This window comes from Psychrobacter sp. 1Y1 (assembly GCF_051847395.2).
Lineage (GTDB): Bacteria > Pseudomonadota > Gammaproteobacteria > Pseudomonadales > Moraxellaceae > Psychrobacter.
The window spans coordinates 2,441,643-2,462,112 of sequence record NZ_JBPYDF020000001.1 but is presented as its reverse complement, the minus strand read 5'-3'; the positions used below and the strand labels follow the sequence as shown (position 1 = coordinate 2,462,112).

The window sequence follows — 20,470 nt, the reverse complement described above, 5'->3', positions numbered from 1 at the left end:
TTTAGATATTAATCTAAAAACCTTTTTTTGTGCCTAGTAAAAGCGTTTACTAGCAAAGTATATTTTTACTCAATTATTTACTCAGCAACGTTTTCAATTTTGACACTCATCATAATAGAGCGTACTTGGCATGGTTCAATATGCTGGATATTGGTTTCTAAGTTAGGTCTCTCTGATAGCCCCAACCAATAAGAAAATCCGACTTGCGTTAGGTCAGTTCCACTATGAGAAGTATAACCAATACCACCTGATGGACGGCTATTAATCTCAAGAACTCGGTGCTGACCGCTATCATCAGCTTTGGTCTGTACACTGACGATACCATCACAGCCAAAAGCCCTAATCAGTGGGATTACGACATCCATGACAGACTGCTCATAACCAACATGTTGTATTTTTCCGGTTTTATGACGAGTGACAGCAGCTAGGACTTCACCATATTCACAGACTACATCGATAGAGTATTCTTGCCCAGATAGATAAGGCATGAGCAGCATTGGAATAGGGCGCTCATGTACAATTTGGCTGTTAGCATAGGCATTCACAAATTGAGCTGTATTGATTTTTTTCTCTTCAGTGAAGTATAAGTGCTCAAAGCTATCGTACGCAGTACTATCTGCTTTACCCGTGTCTAGTCGCCAAAACCCTTGGGCAAAAATACCGACGACAGGTTTTACGCATAGAGGCTGGTCGCCATGTTCGGCTAATAAAGCCTCAAGCTCCGCCGTACTATCAAAACGCCATGCGTCTGCCACTGGGATATTATGAGTGTGACAATGCTGCATAAAAGCAAATTTATCATCGATTGATTCTAGTGCCGCTACGCTGGTTGCTCCCGTTAATAGTCGAATACCCGCAGCGTCGAATTTCTCACGATACACTTCATAGTCAATACCATTGCGCCCAGTCAGTAGTACTTTTACGTTATGCTTTTGAGCTTGTTCCAATACGAACTGCCAGCGTGGTATGGCAGGTTCGCTAGTCATTTGGGTGTCAGTATCTACAATCGAGTCAGTTGGCTCACGATAAATCATATCGGCGAATTCAAAAATTTCAGGTCTATCATGACGGTGTGAGGCAATAACTTGAAAAGGGTTGTTTGAAGGACTGCTTGATTTGCTCTTTAGACTTTGTAAGCTCTCCAACATATCACGCTGGCTAGATTGGCCTTCAGCTAACCACGCTGCTACTGGTATTGAAGGGTTACTATTATCAGCAAGATTATTCATAATTCTCTCAGCGTTATTATTAGGTATCGGGGAATGGGCAAGTCAATATTGCTACTGCAAATCTAGTAGTAATATTAGCAAAGGTATACGGTTTAATAGCACGTATTATATACAAATGATATGCGTTATAAACGACTCTGATAAAATAGTCATAGGGATTTGTAAGGACGACTTTAGTGCTTATATCGCGATTGTCTGGTTCAAAAAATTCATGATATCCATGCTACTATATGATGATAGTCGGCATGACAATGACAACAGCATAATAAATAATCTAAAGGACGTATGATGAGTCAAAACCAACCTCAAAAACTAATTGCAGGTGCCAATGCGCCACTACCAACTGACAATATTAGCATTCGTATTTTAAGCCAAAATGCCATCGATTGTGCCGCTTATCGTCTGACTAATGACGGAAAAGTACGCGGTGATGGTGACATGATATTTTATGGTCAGACACGTAGCGATGATGGTAGTGTTAGCTTCCGTGGTCATGACAGTGATGGGTTTTTTGATATTAATTTGTCTGCACAGCCTGCAACTATTGAGAAAATTGCCCTAGCGTTCTCTAGTGCGCAAACACTGTCGCAAGTTGGCGATGTGGACATTCAAGTCTTGCAGGGCAGTCAAGTGCTGATGAACTGTCAGTTGAGTAGCTCTGGACGTAATGAAAAAGCTATTATATTGGCTGAATGCTATCGCAGACAAGGAAACTGGAAATTTCGTTTTATCGCCCAAGGTTTTGAGGGAGGGTTAAAACCTTTATCTGAGCATTTTGGTGTGGAAATTGCTGATGAAGCGCCTGCCCAAAATCATAATCCTGCACCAAGCCAACCTCAACCTATCAACACTCAGCGACCAATCAATACGCAAAAAGCAAGCAGCACGTCTCAAGCCAACAACCCGCCACCAATCCCTGTAAGTCCTTCGATTAACTTAAGTAAGATAACGTTAACTAAAAACCAATCTAGCATTAATCTTAAAAAACGTGATGACTTTGGCAAAATTTCGGTCAATTTAGATTGGAATCAACGCCCCCAAAGTGATAGAGCAGCGCCCAAGAAAGGGATACTGGGAGATCTGTTTAAGCAGCATCAATCAAGCGGTATCGATTTAGATGTCGGCGCTATGATTCATCTAAAAAATGGTGAAAAAACCCTGATTCAAGCGTTGGGCAATCGCTTTGGTAGCTTGCAATCAGCGCCTTATGTTTGCTTACGTGCGGATGATAGAACGGGGCAGGTAAGCGGCGGTGAATGGCTAGATATTAACGGTCAGCAATGGTCACAGATTGAAGAAGTATTTATCTTTGCGTTTATTTACGAAGGCGCACCTAACTGGGAAAAAACCGATGGGGTTGTGACTATTCATGTCCCAGAGCAATCGCCGATTGAGACACGTTTGACCGAAGGTGCTGGTAACTTACCGATGTGTGCCATTGCCCGTTTGGTCAATCAGCAGGGCAGTATTAATGTTGAGCGCATCAACCAGTATTTCAAAGGTCACCAAGAGATGGACAAAGCGTTTAACTGGGGCTTTAGCTGGAAACGTGGACGTAAATAGTATTTTTTAAGATCTCAATAATAAGCATAAAATAGCGGCCCATCTATCAATAGATGGGCCGCTATTTTTTGAAACAAACTACTCAACTAGATTGTTAATAATCCAGTTAAAGCCTAAAGTCAATTATGCATGCGGTGTGATAGCAGGCATTAAATCGTGGAAGGTGCGGCCAGAAGCTGTCTCGCCAATCGCATGCATTTTCCATTCATTGTTGTGACGATAAACCTTTGCCATTACCATCGCTGTATGTCCACCTTGGGCAGACAAGTTATAACGTGCTACTTCGCTATTGTTATTGGCATTAACGATACGGCAAAACGCATTTTCTACGGTCTCAAACGTTTGACCAGTAAAGCTATTGACCGTAAATACCAATGAAACCACATTGGCAGGTACTCTTGAGAGATCAACATTGATGACTTCATCATCGCCATCACCGTCGCCAGTACGGTTGTCACCAGTATGCACGATACTGCCGTCTTTCGATTTTAGCTGACTGAACCAAATTGCATCGACCGCTTGCTTGTTAGCGTCGAACATGATGCATGAAGCATCTAAGTCGATAGAGTCGCCGCCCGAACCGCCACCGAATAATTTTCCTAAGAAACCACCTTTTTTATCTTGTGGCCCTTGCGCGACATCCCAACCTAGACCTAGTTTAACTTGAGTCAGCTCGCCACCAGCTTCTTTGCTTAGGGAGATTTTTTGACCTTTTTGAAGACTAACTGCCATGTGAGTATCCTTATAATAATTGTGAGTAAAACCGTTTAGAAATAACGCTAAAGAGTGTTATAAATTGCGAAATGCACTATAAGATATTGTCTAAAAAGCCACCACCGCCGCCACGTCCACCTGAGCTACTACCTAGGACGCTTTGTATCCAACCTTGATAACTGTCACGATTGCGCGAGCAAATAATGACTTTGCCACTTCCTGAGAAGTTCAGAACCATCCCTTCGCCACTAGTAACAGAGTTGATAATATTGCTCATGATGCCTTTTTTCTTACTGGTCGAAACTGACAGTTTGTATTCAAGATTCGAATCCCAGCAGACTACATGACCATTATCAATGATAACGTCTTTGTCTGGTGTGACATCAATCTCAAACAACGAACCAAAACCAGATACCACGACTTGGCCTTGACCTTGGGTCTGCATCACCATAAAGCCGCCTGTATCACCAAACACTGCACCGCCTAAATTGCGCTGAATATTGGCTCTGATATCAACGCCAGTTTGGGCCGCGACAAACGCACCATCACTCAATGTATACTGCTGCTTGCCAACTTCTATGATTTGCATATCACCATCGAGCGTGGGCGCAAGCAAACAGTCGCCCTCACCATTAACCGCTTCAATCTGCTGTTGGAATAACGATTCATCGTTTGCAAAGCGGCGCATCAGTGACTGCATCAGGCCACCTTGTAGCTTACCTTTCAGCTCAAGATTGGACTCCATCATCACCATTGCATTGGCTTCACAATAAATTGAATCGCCTTTTTTAAGATTACAATGCAAAAAAGGTTCAATAGTACCGATTAAACTGAATGTTGCGGCCATGGCTTGCAAATCCTTATTCTAATATCTTTGTTAAATGCTCTTAATGTGTGCGTGTGCTTTTAGATGCTTTATAGATTTTAATGATAAGCCAATTAAATTTAAAGCCATCAAATGCGTTAAAGGGGCACACTTGATGGCTTATTAGATCATAACCAGACGTCTGATTATGATAATTGGCTTGCTAAACGTTTACGTTGGTTCTAACGTTAAACATTTACGCCATAAGAGGCTGCTAATGGTCCAAGACCACCGCTGAAACCTTGACCAACCGCACGGAATTTCCAATCACCGCTGTGACGATATAATTCACCGAAAATCATCGCTGTCTCAGTGCTGCCGTCTTCTGATAGGTCGTAACGAGCGATTTCAGACTCGCCATTGTCATTTACAACGCGGATATAAGCATCACCAACTTGACCGAAGTTTTGGTTACGTGCTTGGCCTTCGTAGATGATGGCACAGATAGCTACTTTGTTGACGTCAGCTGGAATGCTTGCAAGATTGATTTTGATTTTCTCATCATCGCCATCGCCTTCGCCAGTACGGTTATCACCAGTATGCTCAACAGCACCGTTGTCTGATTTTAAGTTATTGAAAAAGATAAAATCTTGGTCGTTACGGACTTTGCCTGCTTCGTTAATCAAGAAACCGATTGCATCTAAATCAAACTCTTGGCCGTCAGTGGCACGTGGGTCCCAGCCTAGACCGACTGTAATGTTAGTTAAACCTGGCGCTTCTTTTGATAAGTTTACGTTGCCGCCTTTTGTTAAGCTAATAGCCATACAAATATCCTTTGGATTAATAGTTAAGTGGATTGAATAATAAAAAAGAAATTAAAAGTTGTGCAGTGACTGATATACCAGCTAGAGCAGCGAAATAACTTAGCTGTATGCTATATACCGTATATCATTACGTTTTACTATACTAAGCGTTCGCCTACTAAGCAAGGCGTATTTTGTGCGCTTACTATATGCTTACTATATGCTTACTAAGGGACATAATACTTCTGTATCTTTGATAATTTCTAATCAACTTAGCAATGGTCGTTAAGATATTGTTATGAAAAGTAATGTTTCATACAAAAGGGATTTAGCACAAAGGTAGCTTAGATAAAACAATCGCTTTAAAAAGCACCGACTGACTATATGGGCTTAGAATAAACCAACTCATGGCTTAGGTATGCTTCGCAGCTAGTATGAGAGCTTGGCACTATATAAAAAACCTATTTAGACAAATATACATGTATATCTTATTCTGCAAAAACCGACCAGCCAGTTTTTTGTACGAAGCGCTCTAGTGCTTTTAGTCCAAGCTTAGAGTTACCTACATGATCAAGCCCTGGTGACCAAACCGCGATAGAACCTTTACCAGGTGCTATCGTCAAAATACCGCCACCAACACCACTTTTGCCTGGTAAGCCCACACGGTAAGCAAATTCGCCAGAACCATCATAATGACCACACATCATCATCAATGAGTTAATACGGCGTGCTCGTTTTTCATTGATTACACGTACTCCTGAGTGCTTATCAACTCCGTTAGACACTAAATAAAGACCTGCACTGGCCAACTGTTGGCAGTTCATTGCAATCGAGCACTGATGAAAATACGTACCTAATACATTATCCACATCGTGTCTTAAACGACCAAAGGATTTCATAAAGTGCGCCAGAGAGGCATTTCGGTCCTTGTGCGCCATCTCAGAAGCCGCTACTTTATGATCAAAGCGAATTGACTCATCATCTGCAATGAGGTGAACAAACTGCAGGATTTCACCCAGTATTTCTTTGGGTTTATGCCCCATCATAATAGCATCCACCACGGCGATTGCCCCAGCATTGATAAAAGGATTGCGCGGTCGGCCAGACTCGTGCTCGAGCATCACAATTGAATTAAAGGGATCGCCAGATGGTTCACGCCCGACATGTGTCCAAAGTGTATCGCCTAGCTTGCCAAGACCAATGGTTAAGGTAAATACCTTAGAGATACTTTGGATGGAAAACAGAGTGCTTGCATCACCTGCTGCATACATATGCCCATCAGGAGTCGCTACGGCTATACCGAACTGGTTCGGGTCGACATGAGCCAATTGCGGGATATAATCTGCTACTTTGCCGCGGTCAGTTTCTCTTGCCATCTCTGCGGCAATATCATCAAGAATTTTTTGCATATCGTTTATAGGGTCTTTTTTCGACAAGTTATTTAAGGACGAGGATTTTAACTGAAGATAGGGTAATAGTAACAGGGCAAACGTAATTTTAACCATTGATTGTCTCAATTATTGGTTATGTCGATATTTTTTGGACTTCGATATGACCTGATAGGGTGGCAAAAACAGTATGACAAAAAAACAGGCCATACCTGATGATATGACCTGCTTAGATGTATAACTAGATACAGACTACACTGAGAACATGCCTTAGTTTAGGCTTGCTTTCTCAGCTTTACGATGCTGAAGTGACGCTAGCAGCGCCCAACCAATAAAGGCAATACCAATCAGACCAGTGATAATCTCTGGTACATGGAACTTCACTGACAATAGCATAATCAGTGCCAATGCGCCGATTGCATAATGTGCGCCATGCTCAAGATAGATGAACTCGTCAAGCGTGCCTTTGTCTACCAAGAAGATAGTCATAGAACGTACAAACATCGCACCAATCGCAAGACCTAACATGATAACAATCACGTCATTAGTAATTGCAAATGCCCCAATCACACCATCGAAACTGAATGAGGCATCTAGGACTTCTAAGTATAAGAAACCAATGATACCGCCCTTCATAATGGCACTGGTCGCCGCAGCGCCCGAACCATTCTCTTCGTTTTCTAGGTCTTCTTCCAGATCGCCCTCGAGCATACCTGATACAACCTGTACGCCCAGATAAACCAAGATACCCCAAACACCTGCGATTAGGACAGCGCTTGACTGCTCTGCATTAGCCCACGATACCGCAATCATCAAGACGATAAGCGCTACAAATACGCTCATGGCATCGACTTTACCTAGCTTGGCTAAACGGCTTTCAAGCCAGTCAAACCAATGTACTTCTTTGTCATCAAAAATAAAGTTCAAGAACACCAATAGTAAGAAAATACCACCAAATGCTGAGATTTCCGCATGGTGTGCCATCAGTCTTGCTGAGTACTCTTCAGGGCTATATAAAGCCAAGTTGATGACCTCCATCATACCAAGGTCAGCAGTAACTGCGACGATGACAATAGGGAAAACCAATCGCATACCGAATACGGCGATTAGGATACCAACGGTTAAAAATATCTTTTTCCAAAATTCGTCCCAGCCCTTAAGGACTGAAGCATTGACCACCGCATTATCAAAAGATAATGAAATCTCCATGACGGCCAAAATAGCGGTAATAGAAAGAGTGGCTATCATGCCACCCATACCGCCATGTGAATATCCCCACCATGCTGCTATTGCCAAAGCAATTGCGGTGAAGATAAAGTCTAAATAAAAATGTCTCATGACACATCCTGTATGGTTGCGTAAAGCTAAGGTCTACCTAGTATAGGCATGAACCGCAAAAAAGCGGTTATTACTAACCACTTTTTATGCATAATTTTAAACGAAACGTAAAGCATTACTAGTCATTTGGCCATTAAAAATTGTGACTATTTGCAACGATGGCGGTTTGCTATTTTGGACGTGATGACGGTGACTAATAACAGACTAAATACCAGTAAATAATGGTTTTAAATATCAACACCGTATTGCTGACACATCGCTTGCAAACCGCCCGAATAGCCTTGACCAACAGCACGGAATTTCCATTCGCCGTTGTGACGATATACTTCGCCAAACACCATTGCTGTCTCTACAGAGTAGTCTTCTGCTAGATCAAAACGTACGACTTCAGTGCCTGTTTCTTCATTGACGACACGGATAAAGGCGTTTGCGACCTGTCCAAAGTTCTGGCTACGCGCTGCAGCGTCATGAATAGTCACTGTCACGACTACTTTATCTACATCAGCAGGTACTTGAGTGAGATTTACTTTGATAACCTCATCATCACCGTCGCCTTCGCCAGTACGGTTGTCGCCAGTGTGCTCGACAGCACCATTGTCAGACTTCAGCTGATTGTAAAAGATAAAGTCATGATCGCCGCGCACTTTACCTGCGCCATTTAGCAAAAACACGCTAGCATCGAGATCGAACTCAGCACCAGAGGTGGCGCGCTCATCCCAGCCAAGACCGATAAGTAGCTTGGTTAAATTTGGGTCAGTTTTCGTTAGCGATAAATTACCGCCTTTATTAAGTGATAAAGCCATGGTGTTATCCTTTTTATTAGACGTTAGTGGTTTTATAAGGTCATCGAAAAAAGGCGATGCTTACGCAATAACTGCGCAAATCCATCGCCTAGTAACGCTCTATCATAGCAACAAAAAATGGCCCAATCAAAGCTGATTGGGCCATTGTTATATTTCATATACATTCGGCAAAAAACAGAAGTTTCAGGTACTTACATTGCCCTTATAAATCTTTAGTTTTATTTATCAAAATTCTATTTACGGACGTTACATTCTAAGCTGTAAATTTAAAACTTCGAATTATAGACTTTGACGATGACGAATCTCAAAGCTTTGATGAATCGGCTTTTTGATATTGAAATCAAAGCCAATGGTTTTTTGCGTGATATCAATGATGTCATAACGCTGAGTCAACTGCTCATCTAACTCAAAACGCGTAAAGTTGTTAGAAAAGTACAAGACGCCATCAGAGGTGAGGCGGTTCATGGCACGATTAATCAATGCAGCATGGTCACGTTGCACATCAAAAGTACCTTGGAATTTCTTAGAGTTTGAGAAGGTCGGTGGATCAATAAAGATAACATCGAACTGTTCGGTATTGTCTTTAATCCACTCAAAGATATCGGCAGCAACGAACTGGTATTTATTGCGGCTAACGTCCAAACCGTTCAAGACAAAGTTTTGTTTGCCCCAATCTAGATAGTTCTGTGACAAGTCAACGCTAGTGACTTTTTTCGCACCAGCAAGCGCTGCATGCACACTTGCGGTACAAGTATAAGCAAACAGGTTAAGTACTGCTTTACCGCGGCTGTTGTCCTTGATACGAGCACGCATATTACGGTGATCGATAAACAGACCAGTATCTAAGTAATCTGTAAAATTGACGTAAAGGTAAGCACCATCTTCGCGCGCAACATGAAACTTGCCACGTTTTTCTGTGGTGTTCTGTTTGCTGTACTGATCGTTGCCAGACTGACGGGCACGCGTTTTGATAAAGATCTGTTCACGGTTAATATCGAAGACTTCACGGATACCCATCAATGCCAAGTTAAAGCGTTTTTTTGCAGTCTCAGGTGGGATGGTCTTTGGTGGCGCATATTCTTGCACATGCGCATAATCACCGTATAAGTCGATCGCGACTTTGAAATCAGGTAAATCAGCATCGTAGACACGAATATTGCTTACATTGTCTTTTTTGGCCAGTTTCTTAAGCTTAGCAAGGTTTTTTTGCAGACGGTTAATGAAGTCTTGACCATCTTCTACTTCGATCTCGCGTTTCTCAAAACGACTAACAAGATTGCCCGTTTGCCCAGCGATAAGCGTTCCGTAGCGGAAATAGACGGTGATAGCACCGTTATGACAGCGTAATGTTTTTGGTTCTTTAATCGGTAGAATATCTACTTGTTCGACATGAGAGGCCAATATGCCAAGCATCGGGTCAATACCACTACCGGCAAAGCTGTCTTGCAATATCAGCCCAATTGCTTGATACAACGGCTTAATCATTTCTTCATCACCCAAACGCTCACCATATGGTGGGTTGGTAATGACCAAAGGATTGCTCAATCGACCATCATTAACCAATGGTTTAAGCACGTTACTAAGTTGGTCAAGCGCACGATGCTCGATATCGAGTAACGGTAAAAGGTCTTGTAGACCTGCGGCAATTAAGTTTTTTTCTGTGGCGAGGATCGCACCACTATCAGCATCAAAGCCCAGCATAAGTGGCAACGTATCAGGCTGCTCATTGGCAATCTCTAATGCTTCGCGGAAACGCGTTTGAGCATCATCAATCATCTCTTGCCATAGCGTCTCATCATGATGCTGCCACTGGTAAAAACCAAATTGATTGGCAGCTTTGTCGATACCCACAGCATAGTCACAATGCATCAATAGCGCTTCGATAAGGAACGTGCCAGAGCCGCACATTGGGTCGATTAACGCATTATAGAAAGGTGCATCGCCAGCTTCGTTTTTCTTGTGCCAACCAGCGCTATAGAGTAGGGCGGCTGCCAAGTTTTCTTTTAGTGGTGCTTCTGTCATGGCCACACGGTAACCACGGCGATGCAAACTGGTACCGGATAAATCTAAATACAACTCAGCTTGCTTGTCATTAATGGTTGCAAAAACAGAGAAGTCTGGGTTTTTGCTGTCGACGTTAGGACGGCTGTCGTAAACTTCGTTAAACGTATCAGCAATCGCATCTTTAATACGTAGCATGGCAAACTGCTGACTGACAGCGACACGCTTATCAACAGACAGACGGATAGCAAAGGTTTGCTCTAGGCTAAACTGCTCAGTCCAATTGACCGATTTTGCCAAGCCGTATAGCTGCTCCGCAACGTCGTATTCTGCATTGATGTTTTTACGTTTAATCAGCATCAATACCCGCGAGGCCACGCGTGACCATAGACAGATAGTATATAGCTCACGTAAGCCACCAGTTACAGCTAGACGGCCGGTACTTTTGATTTCGCTGTCAATGCCAAAACTGGTTAGCTCAGTCTGCAGTGGTGCCTCAAGCCCATCGGCACAGGTAATAATAAGATCAAGCGACAACTCTGGTGAAGCTGCTGTTAGAGATGCGGGCGCGGTTTGTTCGGTCATACGGGTACCTGTGGGCTAAATTGACAAAAAAGCAAATAATAAGATAATCGGTGTAACCGGCAATTTTACCATAATTCACAGTAGGATGGTTCAAAGTAGCCGTGTTTAAGATTTTAAGATGTGATAGTCAAATACGTGACAATAAATTCTCTACTCACCCTTCGTCAGTGGTAATTCCTCTGGGACGATTTGAGTGGTGGTTGCAAAGGGCTTGGTTGCGATAGGGTAGTCAACATCCTTTGGCATCAGCAATCGCATATGCGGATAGGGCGTAGAAATGTTGGCAGCATCAAACGCAATTTTAATCTCTTCTTGCAGCACTTCTTTAATTTTGGGTATGCGGGCAACGGCTGCTGGTTTTACCCAAAAACGTACGATAAAAAATACGCCATACTCGCCAATTTCTGCCACGGTCGCTGACGTCTCAGGACGATTAAGCACCGCATCGGTATCGCTGAGTACTTGCAAGATTTCCTTGCGAGCTGTCTCAATATCATCTTCGAACGCGATACGTACGCGAATATCAAAACGGATAAAGTTTTTGGACGTCAGGTTGATCACCTCAGAAGAGGCAACGTTAGAGTTCGGGATAATGACAGTGATATTGTCTCGAGTGAGGATATGAGTGGTGCGCAACGCGATAAGTACCACGCGTCCTTCATTATCATTGATATGAATCCAGTCACCGACTTGAAAAGACTGCTCAAGCAAAATCGTGATACCAGCGATAAAATTGGCAAGGGTAGACTGAGCGGCGAAACCAACCGCCAAACCAACAATACCTAAACCCGCCACTAACGATACAATGTCAAAGCCAAATTGCGCCATAACGCTGGCAAGCCCGAGTACCAATAGTAGTACAGATAAAATATTTTTGAGTAGCTGCTCTATGGAAGCATTGAGACCATAGTGCTGCAGGACTCTGTGAATGATTTGTCCTGATGATGCCCAAAGTACGTAATAGATGCCTGCCCAAGTGCTTGCCTTTGCGGTGGCTTTAATGGTCTCTGGCTCAAAGTTTATCTGACTCATAATCGCTATCAGACTGGCGACAATCCAGACATAGCGCAAAACTGAACGGACAATCTTAGTGCGGCGCTCATTTAATCGAATTTTGGCTCGGCTTTGCCTAAGGATATAATTGGCCAACCAATAAAAAAATCCCAATACCGCAAGCAGTATTAGGATTTTGATGCCAGTGCTCGCCAGTTCTACTGCTTGAGAGGACCAATTAAGTGACTCTTCATCGATAGAGCCGCCGAGAGCAAGATATAGGCTAGTATGTAAGTCGCGAATGATCTCTTCAAAAAAGTCGGTAACACTAGCGATTGGCATTTTTTCGTCCATGCAGGGTATGTTTGTACAAAAAATTATAAACGAATATGTATTTATAAATTACCTCAAGTCGTCGAAGCAATCAAATAAAGTAATGGTTAAGACTAGTTACTATTAATTTAAAGGCATTGCTGACTTGAGGACTTAGCTAAATGGTCGATTAAGAATTATCCTTTTGGGTATCTAGAGATTGGAAAGGTATCTCCATTTTATACTGCACATCACGTAACGCCGTACGTAGTCCCTCTAGTATCGTCGGATGATAAAAAGGGGTGTCGAGCATATCTTTAATACTCAAATCATTGGTAATCGCTGTAGCAAGTATATGACCGATATATTCAGCATCAGGACCGACCATACTGGCGCCTAAAATTCTATCTGTCTTTTTACAGCCATAGATATGTAGCAGCCCGCAGTTGACACCCATCACACGGCTACGTCCTTGATTATCAAAGCTCACACTACCGATAACAAATTCGAGTTCTGAATCTTTTTGAATCTCTGGTAGCGACATACCAACATTGACGATTTGCGGTGAGCAAAATACGATAGAAAACGGAGTCGCAGGTGGGCGAATATAGGCCGCTTCTGTGTTCTCGCAGACCATACTGCCCGCACTATAGCCTTCATCGCTGGCCACATGCAGTAACGGAATATTAGCATTGGCATCACCAACGATATAGACGTTTAAGTCGCCAATCTGACCTGTTTTTTTACTTAAATCTTTTGGACGGTTCTTATCGTCTAGCTCGACACCTAAGTTTTCGACACCTAGCTGCTTAATATTGTTGCGACGACCAGTAGCAACTAAGACGTACTCGCCTTGCCATTGCTGAGACTCACCAGCACTATCTTCATACTCGATAAACGCACTTTTATTACCTTCATCTGCTGTTGTGCCTACATCGATAATTTCGCTGCCTAGATGCATGGTCAATTCATGACTTAAGCAATCCATGGCCTTATTATTGATATCATCATCTTTTAGACCAGCAACTTGTTTGGCACGGTTTAGCAGCGTAACTTCCACACCTAAACGTGTAAATGCTTGCGCAAGCTCTAGACCGATGGCACCAGCACCGACGACAGCCATAGTCCTTGGTAAGTCTTCAAGCTCAAAGACACTATCAGAAGTGAGCATGGTATCACCAAGCTTATCCGCCCACCCATCAGGAATAAACGGCGAGCTACCTGTGGCGACAATGATTTGCTCAGCAGCAATCAGCTCATCATTGACCTCGATTAGCCCTTGCTCATTGATACGAGCACGACCGTCGATTTTCTTATGATCAGGCCAACTGTCTACTTGTTTTTTAATGTAGCTAGCAAAATGACTGCGTTCGTCACGTACACGCTCCATGACTCGTTTGCCATCGATTTGCGCGGTCGCATGGATACCAAATTCAGCAGAATGATTGGCATCATGTGCGCGATCAGCAGCTGCAATTAACAGCTTACTAGGCATACAGCCGACCGCAATACAGGTCGTGGTCCAAAACCCTTCATTAATAATGACCACGTCATCTTTGATTTTACTCGCTTGGCGAAAAGCGTTTTGACCTGCGGTACCCGCGCCAATAATAGCGACAGATACTTTGCGCGTGACTTCTTTCGGCGTATCGTCGGTGGTCGTGTCAGATTGTTTATTCATATTATTTTCTAATAGGGGCAAAGTTATATTCAGTGATAGACTGAATGCTTGGCTTATATTTTTTATTCGGTTTTTATTGTTCTTATGATCAATACTGATTTAACTATAACGTCAATAATACTGACTTACAGAACCAGTAATTATGGCGCCAGTATGGTCAATAAGCGACTGGTATAGTCTTTGGCACGTAGGTTACGCTGTGCATGAGTCAGTTCACTGTTTTTGTTGAATACAAATGCCGAACGTACAAGGCCTAGCGTAACTTTGCCATACATATTTTTTTCTTTGATAACATCAAAATACTGGCATAGCTTTTCATCAGCGTCACTGATGAGTGGAATCTGTAAGTCATATTTGTCGATAAATTTTTCATGAGATTCAACACTGTCACGAGAGACGCCAATAATGTCGTAGCCCAATTCATCGAAGTCATGAAGGTGCGAGGTAAACTCTGTTGCCTGTGTGGTGCAGCCTGGCGTGTTGTCTTTGGGATAAAAATAGAGAATAAGGCCTTTATCGGTATTGGCGACCATTTCTTTTAGATTGATTTCATCATGGATAAAGCTACCAGCAAGTTTGCGTACTATGGTTACTGGAAAATCAGGTAGGTGAATGGTTTCTGTCGTTGGCTTGGCCATGATAAAATCCTTATTAGTTATGTGTATTGGCTTAATGATGGTTCTATTTATAGTGTTCTTATTATAGGCAGATTAGTAGAAATAAATAATCAGTTTTACACTTTGCCCATTCATTGGCAACAAAAAAGACTGGCAATGGCCAGTCTTTTGTATATTAAACGTTTAGAGGTTACGCAGGTTTTTGTGGCTTCTTCAAATCTAAACCAACGGTGCACTGTTGCAAATCTTTTTGCATCGCTTTCACATATGGCAGATTAGAAGGGTCTTTCTTATCTTGCGCGTAGCTTTCGATTTCCCACATTTGACCGATAGTCATGTTGCTGCGCACACCAATAGTACAGTTACATAGTTTGGTTGCGTTGCTTTTGTCAGCGACTTTGTATTTGACTGCGCCATTGACACATGAATTGATATTGTCTTGCTTAATGTCAGCAGCGTTGGCTTGTGGCATGGCAAACAGGGCCGCTAAGGCTAGGGGTAGTACTGGCAACAACTTCATAAATTTCCTCTTACAGGTAGCGTCAATTTTTTGTCTTTTGCTCAATGCAAAGTCAACTCATCAATATATGAGTGACCGATATCGTCAGTTACATCTTTCGATAAATATAATCGTTCATACGATAGCAAGTATGTCGATTAGAATACAAGAACGACGTGCTGTGTTAATGCAAGCGAATGTTGCGCGAATGTTGATGGGTATCACCATTTCACGCAATATTTAGTATTAATGCATAGTCAGTTCGATATGATTTGAGCATAAGGAAGGATAGTGGAATAAGCGCGCCTTATACCGTATCCAACTTATATAGGACTGACTAAAATTAATTAAGACTGATAATGAGTAGGGTCGGTGACGCCAGCTTGGGCGAAGCCTTGACGACGTAATGCGCAGCTATCACAAACGCCGCAAGCAAGACCATTGGCATCTGCACGATAACAAGAAATCGTCTGTCCGTAATCGACACCTAATGACAGACCAAGCTCAATAGTTTGGGCTTTTGATAATTGCTGCAATGGTGTTTGAATCGATAAGCGATGACCAGTAACGCCCGCTTTTGTCGCGAGATTGGCCATATGTTCAAAGGCAGCTATATACTCTGGGCGACAGTCAGGGTAGCCAGAATAGTCAACTGAGCTGACACCGATGACGATATGGTTGGCATCAGCGACTTCGGCGACTGCTAACGCGTATGATAAGAAGATAGTGTTGCGCGCAGGCACGTAGGTATTTGGGATGGCGTCGTTATCGATTTCGTCGCGCTTTTTGTTAGGGAGTTTGTCCGAATCACCGTCTGGCACGATCATACTGTGGTCTGTTAATGATGAGCCACCCAGTTGTGCGATATCAATATCGATGATTCTATGATTGACACCTGCTGTCTCAGCGATCGTCTTTGCGGCCACAAGTTCACTATTATGACGTTGACCATAGTTAAAGCTGACTGCTGTCACTGATGCATAGCGCGCTTTTGCCCAATGTAAGCAAGTCACCGAATCGAGACCGCCTGATAAAAGGACAACCGCATTTTGGCTTTTAGTAAGAGCAGCTAAATCAGCATCTGATACTTGATTAGGGGTATTTTGCAAAGTAACGTTAGTCATAGTGATATCTATTATTGGTTTACGAAAACGGCTATTTTAGCAAAAATACGTCTACTACAGAACCATGAAGCGACCAATCACCCGTCACTAAGCTGCCAAAGCAAATTTAAATAGCACTGCAATAAAATAAAGTCGGTATTACTGTCATCTTTTCAATCTGTTAGCAATATTTGTTATAATCGCAGCTTTTAAAGTATCAGTCACATAACATTGGTGATAATGCTTTAAAAGCCTTATCGCAAATCGCTTTATAGTAAAACCACCCTTATAAAGATATTGAGTAACTTATGACCGCAGCAACCTTATTTACGCCAAATATTCCTTCTCAAGCTGATGATGTATCTGATGCAACGAGCTTTGATACTCAGGCTTTAGACATCAGTACTGACAGTAGAGAGTACGATGACGTCTCTGAAGATGGCAATGATGAGGACATGATTGGTGAGCAGTTTGCCGATGCGCAAGCACCTACCGAATCAGCGTACTTTCGTAAACTACAAAAGAAGCTGCGTCGCCAAGTCTCTTGGGCAATCCGCGATTTTAATATGATCGAAGATGGCGATGTGGTGATGGTCTGTGTTTCGGGTGGTAAAGACAGCTATACCTTACTCGATATTTTATTGCTGCTAAAACGCATTGCACCGATTCATTTTGATATCGTCGCTGTCAATCTTGATCAGAAGCAGCCAGGCTATCCGGAAGACATTTTACCTGCGTATCTAAACGAGCAGGGCATTGCCCACTATATTTTAGAAAAAGACACATATAGCATCGTCAAAAGTGTGGTGCCAGAAGGCAAGACTTACTGCTCTGCGTGCTCTCGTCTGCGCCGCGGCTCACTATATGGCTTTGCTAAACAAATTGGCGCGACTAAGATTGCCCTTGGCCATCATCGTGACGATATGCTAGCGACCTTCTTTTTGAATTTATTCCATGGTGGTGCGCTCAAATCCATGCCGCCCAAACTGCTGAGTGATGACAAGCAAAATATGCTGATTCGCCCATTGGCTTATGTCGAAGAAAAAGACATCATTGAGTACGCCAAATTAAAAGAATTTCCAATCATTCCTTGTAACCTGTGTGGTAGCCAGACCAATCTACAACGCGCCATCATCAACGATATGCTCCGTGAATGGGATGATGCTCATCCGCAGCGTTTGGCTTCTATCTTTAAGGCCATGCAAAACGTCGCGCCATCACAGTTAGCTGATCGTGAATTGTTTGATTTTGAAACACTCAGTCTTGATCGCGATAATGATGAGCGTTTATTTGAAGGCGACAATATTCAAGCTGGTCAGACAGATAGTTTGGCTGAGATTGGTTTACCTGTATCGCCAAGGACGCAAACGTTCAATCCTAAGTTCGCTAGTGATAAGCCTTATTCAACAGAGACGGATAAAGCCGCACAAAACGAGCGTAAATCACAGAAAATTCCAACGATTAACCCTGTGATTTAGTAGTTTATGAATTAGGGCTATATTAAATAGCTCAAAAAAAACCAGCCAATCTCTGACGAGTGGCTGGTTTTTTCACGTCTAAGTGCTACTAACAGTATTAACTCTTAGCAAAAACTGGTAGTGGGTCAAAGCTGACCTTTGAACGAGGCAGTTTTGCGACATCTTGCATACGCCAATCATCTTTACCGTCGTTGCTAACCTGTAGGTAATACTTGGCTTTTACAGGATCAATATCGACTTGTGCACTGTATTTATTGCCCTCAACATGCTTAAGGACAACATCGCGGTCTTTTTTGATATCCGTTGCATGAGAAATAGAAAGTTCCAACGTATCAGGATAAGTAAGTGGTGTGCCGTTTAGCAGCTTGCCTGACTGGACGCTTTGCTCAGGGTAGTTAAGATAAAACACAATATCTCCATTTTCTGCAAACTGCATTTGTCCATGCAAGTCTAAGTCATACATGAGCTTATCACGGGATACATCATGATAGAGCGTTTTGCCATCCATATACCAGTCGTCACGTACCACGCTATCACGGATCTGGTAAGAGTAATAAACAAACCAAATACAAGCGATCACGACCGCAGCAGGCATGCCAATCACAAAGATAACGACCATGTAATTTTTATACCATGGCTGCTTATCTTGATGTTTAAAGTTCGGTGCTGGAGTAGACATAAAATACCTATGCATCAGATACGCATTCAATAGATAGCCGTTCATTAGACATCTATAAATGTTATCAACGGATAATTTGGCGGCTAAGCGCTACCAGTTTAATGGTAAAAAATTTATTCGATAGTCTTTAGCTAGAATAGTTATTTAACTACTTGAACTAGCTAGACTACCGAATGAGATACATAAAACTAAATAATGGATAAGTCAGTAATTTACTGACCTTGGGTCGTAAAGATATTTTGTTTGCTTACCTTATACTTGCCATTTTCGCTGCTCACATTTAGCGTGACAGGCGTTTGGCCAAACTCTATCACATCAGGATCACCATAAATACTGACTGGCATATCAAAGCTTTCGCCAGCTTCTAATGGTACATCATTAAAGCGCAGCTCTAAACTCAACCCTTTTTGCGGTGCTAGTGTTATCGTGTAGGTATGAGCATCCTGCGTCTTATTGGTTAGCTTGACGATATAGCTGTTTTCGATCATGCCTTGATTATTGATAGACGACAACTGATTACGGTCACGGCGGATATCAATCTCTAAGGGCACGCGATCGGTCAGCGCATATATAACACCGCCACATAGCACAGCTAATAACGTCAAATAAGCAAATAATCGTGGGCGTAGTACGCGGCTTGGCTCTTTTTCTGCTAACTGACGTTCGGTCGTATAACGAATCAGTCCACGCGGATAGCCGACCTTGTCCATCACTTCGTTACAGGCATCAATACAAGCTGCACACTGGATACAGCCAACTTGCAAACCATCACGAATATCGATACCAGTAGGGCAGACCTGCACACACATGGTACATTCAATGCAATCGCCTAAGTGCTCTGGATTTGTGCCTTTTTTACGGGCACCGCGTGGCTCACCGCGTTCATAATCATAAGATACGATCAATGTGTCTTTATCAAACATCACACTCTGAAAGCGGCCATAGGGACAAATCTGTACACACATCTGCTCACGCATGTAGCCTGCATTGGCATAAGTAGCAAAGGTGAAAATAAACATTGAGACCCATACCCATGTTGGCCAATCAGGGAACGGAATCATTCCTATTGACTGCCAGCTATGATATAGAGAGTCTGTTCCCGCCACATAACTAACAAAGGTCGCTGCTGTAATCACAGAAAGCAAGAACCAAATTGAATACACAACCGTGCGTTTGAATACTTTGCTCGCACTTAATGGCGCTTTATCAAACTTGATGCGTTTATTACGATCGCCAATCACCCATTTTTCAACATATTGGTATAGATGGGTCCATATCGTTTGAGGACAGGCGTAACCACACCAAACGCGTCCTGCATATACCGTCACCATAAACAGCGTAAACGCTGCAATAATGGCAAATGCAGCAATAAAATAAAAATCTTGCGTCAAAAACGTCATGCCAAAAATATAGTAATGCTGCGATGGCACATCAAACCATATCGCTTGTCTATCATTATAGCGCAGCCATGGCAAAAGTAAAAAAGCCGCCAAAAGAGCATACATCGTGATGACACGAATATTTTGATAAAAACCTGTGACAAACCTCGGATGCACACGATGCTTGGTTGCATCAAGATCGACTTGCTGTACAGGAATTTTATTGGATTGTTGTGCTGACATAAACGTGCCTCTTTAAAAAAAGAATCAGTCTGCTGGCATGATGAACAAACACCTCTAGCGTCGAGGTATATGAGTGTATGATGTTATCAATGTCAGTAAATAGCGGATAAAAAATTCGACATAAAACTTTTTAATCTGCTTACCAAATGATCGATTGTAAATATAGTCGGTTCAACATAATCTTGATACAAGCAAAGGTACTACAAGTAGTAGGCTAAACAAGCCTGTATCTGATTTATGCGAAATTGACTATCGTG

At 42.6% G+C, this 20,470-nt stretch carries 17 protein-coding genes; 2 read left to right on the top strand and 15 right to left on the bottom strand.

Annotated features, from left to right (window positions below; genetic code table 11):
- Positions 1–77: 77 nt before the first annotated feature.
- Positions 78–1,229 carry an ATP-grasp domain-containing protein gene (locus ACS8FA_RS24215; protein WP_439264804.1) on the bottom strand — a complete coding sequence of 384 codons (1,152 nt, stop codon included), beginning with the start codon at positions 1,227–1,229 and terminating at the stop codon, positions 78–80.
- Positions 1,230–1,517: 288 nt separating this feature from the next.
- On the opposite strand from ACS8FA_RS24215, the gene ACS8FA_RS24210 reads away from it, so the two are divergent.
- Complete coding sequence (locus tag ACS8FA_RS24210; RefSeq protein WP_439264806.1) at positions 1,518–2,792, top strand: TerD family protein; 1,275 nt, start codon at positions 1,518–1,520, stop codon at positions 2,790–2,792.
- Positions 2,793–2,915: 123 nt separating this feature from the next.
- Here the strand turns inward: ACS8FA_RS24210 and ACS8FA_RS24205 are convergent, their stop codons facing one another.
- The 12 genes from ACS8FA_RS24205 to queC form a co-directional block, all read right to left on the bottom strand.
- Positions 2,916–3,524: a TerD family protein gene (locus tag ACS8FA_RS24205; protein ID WP_057760836.1), complete on the bottom strand. Its 609-nt coding sequence runs from the start codon at positions 3,522–3,524 to the stop codon at positions 2,916–2,918.
- A gap of 76 nt (positions 3,525–3,600) precedes the next feature.
- The gene (locus tag ACS8FA_RS24200) at positions 3,601–4,353 is read right to left on the bottom strand and encodes a TIGR00266 family protein (protein WP_057760834.1); all 753 of its coding nucleotides are present in this window, start codon (positions 4,351–4,353) and stop codon (positions 3,601–3,603) included.
- A gap of 206 nt (positions 4,354–4,559) precedes the next feature.
- Complete coding sequence (locus ACS8FA_RS24195; RefSeq protein ID WP_057760832.1) at positions 4,560–5,135, bottom strand: TerD family protein; 576 nt, start codon at positions 5,133–5,135, stop codon at positions 4,560–4,562.
- 467 nt (positions 5,136–5,602) lie between these two features.
- Positions 5,603–6,523 carry a glutaminase gene (locus ACS8FA_RS24190; RefSeq protein WP_439264809.1) on the bottom strand — a complete coding sequence of 307 codons (921 nt, stop codon included), beginning with the start codon at positions 6,521–6,523 and terminating at the stop codon, positions 5,603–5,605.
- A gap of 249 nt (positions 6,524–6,772) precedes the next feature.
- On the bottom strand, positions 6,773–7,840 hold the full coding sequence (locus ACS8FA_RS24185; RefSeq protein ID WP_057760827.1) for a DUF475 domain-containing protein: 1,068 nt from the start codon (positions 7,838–7,840) through the stop codon (positions 6,773–6,775).
- Positions 7,841–8,067: 227 nt separating this feature from the next.
- On the bottom strand, positions 8,068–8,643 hold the full coding sequence (locus tag ACS8FA_RS24180) for a TerD family protein (RefSeq protein ID WP_057760825.1): 576 nt from the start codon (positions 8,641–8,643) through the stop codon (positions 8,068–8,070).
- Positions 8,644–8,922: 279 nt separating this feature from the next.
- Positions 8,923–11,229, bottom strand: coding sequence for a bifunctional 23S rRNA (guanine(2069)-N(7))-methyltransferase RlmK/23S rRNA (guanine(2445)-N(2))-methyltransferase RlmL (gene rlmKL, locus ACS8FA_RS24175; RefSeq protein WP_101206444.1), 2,307 nt, complete (start codon positions 11,227–11,229; stop codon positions 8,923–8,925).
- Between the two features lie 150 nt (positions 11,230–11,379).
- Entirely contained in the window at positions 11,380–12,564 is a 1,185-nt protein-coding gene (locus tag ACS8FA_RS24170) for a mechanosensitive ion channel family protein (protein ID WP_227673188.1), read from the bottom strand.
- Positions 12,565–12,724: 160 nt separating this feature from the next.
- Positions 12,725–14,215, bottom strand: a complete 1,491-nt coding sequence (locus ACS8FA_RS24165) for a dihydrolipoyl dehydrogenase (protein WP_439264813.1) — start codon at positions 14,213–14,215, stop codon at positions 12,725–12,727.
- Positions 14,216–14,355: 140 nt separating this feature from the next.
- Positions 14,356–14,853: a peroxiredoxin gene (locus ACS8FA_RS24160; protein ID WP_101206447.1), complete on the bottom strand. Its 498-nt coding sequence runs from the start codon at positions 14,851–14,853 to the stop codon at positions 14,356–14,358.
- A gap of 169 nt (positions 14,854–15,022) precedes the next feature.
- A complete protein-coding gene (locus ACS8FA_RS24155; protein WP_057760815.1) occupies positions 15,023–15,352 on the bottom strand; it encodes a hypothetical protein in 330 nt (109 codons plus the stop codon).
- 326 nt (positions 15,353–15,678) lie between these two features.
- Positions 15,679–16,455 carry a 7-cyano-7-deazaguanine synthase QueC gene (gene queC / locus ACS8FA_RS24150; protein WP_439264815.1) on the bottom strand — a complete coding sequence of 259 codons (777 nt, stop codon included), beginning with the start codon at positions 16,453–16,455 and terminating at the stop codon, positions 15,679–15,681.
- Between the two features lie 434 nt (positions 16,456–16,889).
- Here queC and ttcA point away from each other — a divergent pair, with 434 nt between their 5' ends.
- Positions 16,890–17,912: a tRNA 2-thiocytidine(32) synthetase TtcA gene (gene ttcA / locus ACS8FA_RS24145; RefSeq protein WP_439264902.1), complete on the top strand. Its 1,023-nt coding sequence runs from the start codon at positions 16,890–16,892 to the stop codon at positions 17,910–17,912.
- A 97-nt stretch (positions 17,913–18,009) separates the two neighbouring features.
- On the opposite strand, the gene ACS8FA_RS24140 is transcribed toward ttcA, so the two are convergent.
- A complete protein-coding gene (locus ACS8FA_RS24140) occupies positions 18,010–18,591 on the bottom strand; it encodes a FixH family protein (protein WP_439264817.1) in 582 nt (193 codons plus the stop codon).
- Between the two features lie 212 nt (positions 18,592–18,803).
- The gene (gene ccoG / locus ACS8FA_RS24135) at positions 18,804–20,213 is read right to left on the bottom strand and encodes a cytochrome c oxidase accessory protein CcoG (protein WP_439264818.1); all 1,410 of its coding nucleotides are present in this window, start codon (positions 20,211–20,213) and stop codon (positions 18,804–18,806) included.
- Between the last annotated feature and the right edge of the window lie 257 nt (positions 20,214–20,470).